Raw genomic sequence first — 6,057 nt, 5'->3', positions numbered from 1 at the left:
ATACAGAAATTATAGAGCCAAAATATCTGAGAGTCTTCTTTATTTGCATTTAGTTGACTAAACTTAGGTTTTATAGAGAACAATCTTAATAAAGCAAGTCGAGTTTTCGGAATTTTCCTAAAATCCTAGTAATAGTAAGGGATTTGTGATAAAATAAACGAGTAAATAAATAAAAGAAGAGGTATGTGAAATGTCACGTAAACCATTTATCGCTGGTAACTGGAAAATGAACAAAAATCCAGAAGAAGCAAAAGCATTCGTTGAAGCTGTAGCATCAAAACTTCCTTCATCAGATCTTGTTGAAGCTGGTATCGCAGCTCCTGCAGTTGACTTGACAACTGTTCTTGCTGCTGCTAAAGGTTCAAACCTTAAAGTTGCTGCACAAAACACTTACTTTGAAAATGCAGGTGCTTTCACTGGTGAAACTAGCCCACAAGTTTTGAAAGAAATCGGTACTGACTATGTTGTTATCGGTCACTCAGAACGTCGTGACTACTTCCACGAAACTGATGAAGACATCAACAAAAAAGCTAAAGCAATCTTTGCTAACGGTATGCTTCCAATCATCTGTTGTGGTGAATCTCTTGAAACTTACGAAGCTGGTAAAGCGGCAGAATTCGTAGGTGCTCAAGTTTCAGCTGCTTTGGCTGGATTGACTGCGGAGCAAGTAGCTTCATCAGTTATTGCGTACGAACCAATCTGGGCTATCGGTACTGGTAAATCAGCTTCACAAGACGATGCACAAAAAATGTGTAAAGTTGTGCGTGATGTTGTAGCAGCTGACTTCGGTCAAGAAGTTGCTGACAAAGTACGTGTTCAATACGGTGGATCAGTTAAACCTGAAAACGTTGCTGAGTACATGGCTTGTCCAGACGTTGACGGAGCTCTTGTTGGTGGTGCATCACTTGAAGCTGAAAGCTTCTTGGCATTGCTTGACTTCGTTAAATAATGAATAAAAAGTTCGAGAACTGTTCTCGGCTTTTTTGTTTGTAAACATGTGTCTAAAAAACTAAACCTAATAAGATAAATATGTGGTTTATATAAATAGAGTTTTGAAATGTTTTGTGGTTTTGATGACATGCCAAGATGTACACTTTTTTACCATAGGCTATATACTTTCTGAGATTGTTCTTTTAGCCTAAAATTTGATAAAATAGAAGGTAACAAAATAAAAAAGGAAGTATCATGTCAAAAGGGTTATTAATCTCAATCGAAGGGCCAGATGGTGCTGGAAAGACTACAGTTTTGGAGGCGCTTTTACCTCGTCTTAGAGAAGCCTATCCAGCCAAAGTCGTGACGACACGTGAACCAGGTGGAGTCGCTATTGCAGAGCAAATTCGTGAGGTTATTTTGGATGTAAATAATACGGCTATGGATGCTAAGACAGAGCTCTTGCTCTATATTGCGGCTCGCCGTCAACATTTGGTTGAGAGGGTTTTGCCAGAGCTTGAAGAAGGCAATATGGTCATCATGGATCGTTTTATTGATTCATCAGTTGCGTATCAAGGGACTGGTCGTGGCTTGAATCAGGATGAGATTGCCTGGTTAAATGCCTATGCGACTGATGGGTATAAACCTGATGTGACCCTATTGTTTGATGTGGATTCTGAAACTGGTTTGGCCCGTATTGCAGCTAACGGCGAACGCGAAGTCAATCGGTTGGATTTAGAGAAGCTTGACCTACATCAGCGTGTACGTCAAGGTTATTTAGATTTAGCACAGGCTGAACCAGAACGTATCAAAATAATCGATGCCTCACAGGCTTTTGAGGATGTTGTAGAGGAAGCTTGGAAAGTAATTAAAGGCTATTTATAAGGAGCAAGATGAAGTTAGCTGAGAGTCAAAGCAAACTATTTGAAGAGTTTTCACAAATTATCAGAGAAAATCGTTTGAGTCATGCTTATTTGTTTTCGGGTGATTTTGGAAGTCTCGATATGGCTATTTGGCTAGCACAGAGTCGGTTTTGTGTGACTCCTGAGAATGGTCTACCTTGTGGTCACTGTCGTCCCTGTCGTTTGATTGCACAGGGGGACTTTTCTGATGTTAAAATAGTAGAGCCACAAGGACAGATTATTAAGACGGACACGATTCGCCAGTTGACTAGAGAGTTTAGTCAATCGAGTTTTGAGGGGCAGGCTCAGGTTTTTATCATTCGTGATGCAGATAAGATGCACGTCAATGCTGCTAATAGTCTATTAAAGTTTATTGAAGAACCTCAAAGTCAGATTTATATTTTTCTTTTGACAGCTGATGATAGTCGTATGTTACCTACGATTAAAAGCCGAACTCAACTCTTTTATTTTCCTAAGAATCGGGCTTATCTGGAAGAATTGCTTCAGAAGGAAGGTTTGTTGTTGACACAAGCCAAAGTGTTGGCAGATTTTGCTAAAGATGATGTTCAGGCTTTAGACTTAGCTAAAGATAATAAGGTTCTTGATCTGATTAATACAGTAGAGCGTTTCACACAGTCCCTGCTATCTAATCAGGACCTGCTTTATTTGGACGTTGCAAAACTGGCTGTCCAGTGTAGTGAAAAGTCGGAACAAGAGATAGTCTGGGCTTTTTTAACTTATCAATTGGGGAAGGATATACAAAATCCACAAGCAAGACGATGGCTAGACTTAGTTTATGAGGCTCGAAAAATGTGGCTTGCTAATGTCAGCTTTCAAAATGCGATGGAGTATATGGTATTATCATGACAGAAGTCATTGGAATAAAATTTGAAGAAACTGGAGCAGTAGAATACGTTGTTCCTGATAAAAATTACGCCAAAGATGACTTTGTAGTCGTTTTGGAGAAAAAAGATAAGCGCCTAGCCCAGGTTGTCATGGAGAACACAGATTTTCCTGAGGTTAGTTTGCCTGCGGATTTGAATCGGGTTGAAGGATTGGCAGGAGAGAAAGATTTTGCTAGATATGATGAAAATCTTTTGAAGGCTGAAAAGAGTATGGGAGTAGTGGCTGATTTAATTGCTCAAAATCAGCTTGATATGAGGGTGGTGGATATTGTCTTTCCCCTAAATAGCTCATACGTGCGTATCAGTTTTGTGGCTGAAAAGCGGGTAGATTTTCGTCAGTTGCTCAAGGATTTGGCGACTTACTTTAAGACACGTATTGAGTTACGTCAGATTTCAAGTCGTGAGGAATCAAAAATCTATGGTGGCTTAGGACCTTGTGGTCGGGCACTTTGTTGTTCTAGTTTTTTGGGTGAATTCCCACCAGTATCGATTAAGATGGCTAAAAATCAGAGTTTATCTTTGAATTCTGGTAAGATGAATGGGGTCTGTGGTCGACTTATGTGTTGTCTCAGTTATGAAGATGACTTTTACCGAGATAGCAAGGCAAGTTATCCTGACTTGGGTGATGAAATTGAAACCAAGGATGGCACGGGTCAGGTCGTTGCCATTGATGTGATTGCAGGGACTATTAAGGTTGTATTTGAAAAAGGGCGTGCGCCCCTAACTTATGGAGTGGAGGAAGTTCAGCTAAATGGAAAAGCGTGAATTGTATGATAAATTCGAGGAATTATCACAAAATTTGATGTCGATGTTGGCAGAGGTAGAAGCAATTAAGGCGAACTTCTCAGGGATTCTCGATGAAAATACGGCTCTCAAGTTGGAGAATGACAAGTTACGTGAGCACTTGAGTCAAGTAGTTCAAGAGGAGACAGGGACTAAAATGTCTCATGGCAAGGTGAACCTCGAGGCTATTTATGATGATGGATTCCACATTTGCCCAGATTTTTATGGTCAACGTCGTGATAATAATGAAGCTTGTGGCTTCTGTGCAGAATTGTTGTACGGAGATTAAGTATGCAGGTTCAAAAGAGTTTTAAGGGGCAATCTAATTATGGTACCCTTTATTTGGTTCCCACACCTATTGGTAATTTGCAGGATATGACTTTTCGCAGTGTGCAAATCCTGAAAGAGGTGGATCTTATTTGTGCGGAGGACACGCGTAATACAGGTCTCTTGCTCAAACATTTTGAAATTGAAACCAAGCAGTATTCTTTTCATGAGCACAATGCTTATGAAAAAATTCCAGATTTACTGGAACGCTTGAAGTCAGGTCTTTCTTTGGCTCAGGTTTCTGATGCGGGTATGCCTTCCATTTCGGATCCTGGGCATGATTTGGTCAAAGCCGCCATTGCTGAGGATATTCCTGTGGCGGCCTTACCGGGAGCATCAGCTGGTATTACAGCCTTGATTGCTAGTGGTTTAGCACCGCAACCTCATATTTTTTATGGATTCCTGCCTCGTAAAAAGGGACAGCAGATTGATTTCTTCAAGGGAAAAGTATCTTATCCTGAGACACAGATCTTTTACGAGTCACCCTACCGTGTGGCGGATACCCTTGAAAATATGCATGAGGTCTATGGTAACCGTCAAGTAACTCTAGTTCGAGAATTGACCAAGCTTTATGAAGAGTATCAGCGAGGGTCAATTTCAGAAATTTTAGATTATATTGCTAGTAATCCTCTCAAGGGAGAATGTTTACTGATTGTGGCTGGAGCTTCTGAGAATGGTAGGAAAGAAAATCTAACATCAGATGTTACGCCAGTGAAGGCTGTTGAAGCTTTAATTGCTTCTGGTATGAAACCTAATCAGGCTATAAAAACCATTGCTAAAGAGCGAAAAATAAACAGACAAGAGCTTTATAACCTTTTCCATAGGGTTTAAGAGGCTCTTTTTTTGTGGCGACATAATATGTCAGAAAAGAAAGAATTATCAAAAAATTCCGTAAATACACTTGTTTGTCTCATATTTTTGTGTTATATTTTCTAACATAAAATATTTTGTGAATTGGAGTGGTTTTATGGATACAGGTAGCAGTGCCTTTATATTGATTTGTTCAGCCATGGTTTGTTTGATGACACCGGCCTTGGCCTTCTTCTATGGTGGTCTTGGGCGTCGAAAAAATGTCATTAATACTATGATGATGTCTGTTCTTCCCTTAGCTATAGCCTCTCTCTTGTGGATTGTTGCTGGCTACTCGCTTTCTTTTGGCGGTCATGGGAATTTCTTCGGTAATTTCAGTCACCTTTTTTAAATGGTGTGTCTGAAACGATTTCAAGTCGTGGTCTAGCTATTCCTGATCTCTTATTTGCGGCTTTTCAGATGATGTTTTCCATTATCTGTGTGGCGATTTTGACAGGTTCAGTAGTAGAACGTATGCGCTTTACTCCTTTAACTATTTTCGTAGTCTTTTGGTTATTTTTGGTCTATTATCCTTTTGCACATATGGTATGGGACGAAGGGCTCCTTGCTAAATGGGGGACAATTGACTTCGCAGGTGGTGATGTGGTTCATATTACCTCGGGTGTATCGGCCTTGGTTCTGGCAATCGTTGTTGGTAAACGTCGTGATTTTGGCATTTTAGAACACCGTCCTCATAATGTTCCTTTTGTCCTATTGGGAGCGGGTCTCCTTTGGTTTGGCTGGTTTGGTTTCAATGCAGGCTCAGCCTTGGCTGCTAATGGCTTGGCAGTTCACGCGCTAGTAACCACACATGTTTCTGCAGCAGCTGCCATGTTTTCATGGTTGGCTCTTGAAAAATATGTGACAGGTCATCCATCTTTGGTCGGTGGTTCGACTGGTTTAGTAGCTGGGCTTGTTGCCATCACGCCTGGAGCCGGTTTCGTTTCCATCTGGAGTGCCATTCTAATTGGAGCTATGGTTAGTCCGGTTTGTTTCTATGCTATCTCTGTCTTAAAAAAACGCTTTGCCTATGATGATGCTTTGGATGCTTTTGGTTGCCACGGCGTTGGAGGTATCTTTGGTGGTTTGGCTACTGCGATTTTTACGACACCAGATTTAGCCCTAGATAAGGTCAATATTGGCTTGATTTATGGGAAGGCCCATCTGTTTATTGTGACCATTTTGGCTATTATCTTTACAGCTATTTGGTCTGCTCTTGTGACCTATGGTATTATTAAAGTAATTGCTCATTATATGCCTTTACGTGTCACTGACCGTGATGAAGCTATTGGTCTTGATGACTGTGAACACAAGGAAACAGCCTATCCAACCTTTATGGGCTTAGATTCGTAGGAGAATAC

At 40.6% G+C, this 6,057-nt stretch carries 6 protein-coding genes and 1 pseudogene; all 7 read left to right on the top strand.

The genetic code is table 11. The features are described from left to right. The first annotated feature begins 190 nt into the window (after positions 1-190). The 7 genes and pseudogenes from tpiA to HMPREF9425_RS06775 all read left to right on the top strand — a co-directional run bounded on the left by tpiA (position 191) and on the right by HMPREF9425_RS06775 (position 6,049). A complete protein-coding gene (gene tpiA / locus HMPREF9425_RS06805) occupies positions 191-949 on the top strand; it encodes a triose-phosphate isomerase (protein WP_003095461.1) in 759 nt (252 codons plus the stop codon). Positions 950-1,185: 236 nt separating this feature from the next. Then, positions 1,186-1,815 (top strand): dTMP kinase, encoded by a 630-nt coding sequence (gene tmk, locus HMPREF9425_RS06800; protein ID WP_003095357.1) that lies wholly within the window; start codon positions 1,186-1,188, stop codon positions 1,813-1,815. 8 nt (positions 1,816-1,823) lie between these two features. Then, positions 1,824-2,699: a DNA polymerase III subunit delta' gene (locus HMPREF9425_RS06795; protein WP_003097726.1), complete on the top strand. Its 876-nt coding sequence runs from the start codon at positions 1,824-1,826 to the stop codon at positions 2,697-2,699. Next, positions 2,696-3,502, top strand: a complete 807-nt coding sequence (ricT, locus tag HMPREF9425_RS06790) for a regulatory iron-sulfur-containing complex subunit RicT (RefSeq protein WP_003095374.1) — start codon at positions 2,696-2,698, stop codon at positions 3,500-3,502. Before HMPREF9425_RS06795 ends, ricT begins: the two co-directional genes overlap by 4 nt. Next, positions 3,489-3,809 (top strand): DNA replication initiation control protein YabA, encoded by a 321-nt coding sequence (gene yabA, locus HMPREF9425_RS06785; protein ID WP_002887582.1) that lies wholly within the window; start codon positions 3,489-3,491, stop codon positions 3,807-3,809. The genes ricT and yabA overlap by 14 nt, the downstream gene beginning before the upstream one ends. Before the next feature lie 2 nt (positions 3,810-3,811). Then, positions 3,812-4,678 (top strand): 16S rRNA (cytidine(1402)-2'-O)-methyltransferase, encoded by an 867-nt coding sequence (gene rsmI / locus HMPREF9425_RS06780; RefSeq protein ID WP_003097725.1) that lies wholly within the window; start codon positions 3,812-3,814, stop codon positions 4,676-4,678. A 136-nt stretch (positions 4,679-4,814) separates the two neighbouring features. Further along, positions 4,815-6,049 (top strand): annotated as a pseudogene (locus HMPREF9425_RS06775) (ammonium transporter). Positions 6,050-6,057: the final 8 nt, after the last annotated feature.

It is taken from the genome of Streptococcus vestibularis ATCC 49124 (genome assembly GCF_000188295.1).
GTDB lineage: Bacteria > Bacillota > Bacilli > Lactobacillales > Streptococcaceae > Streptococcus > Streptococcus vestibularis.
Note: the sequence above shows the minus strand (reverse complement) of the source record. Positions and strands in the feature narration are given on the sequence as shown.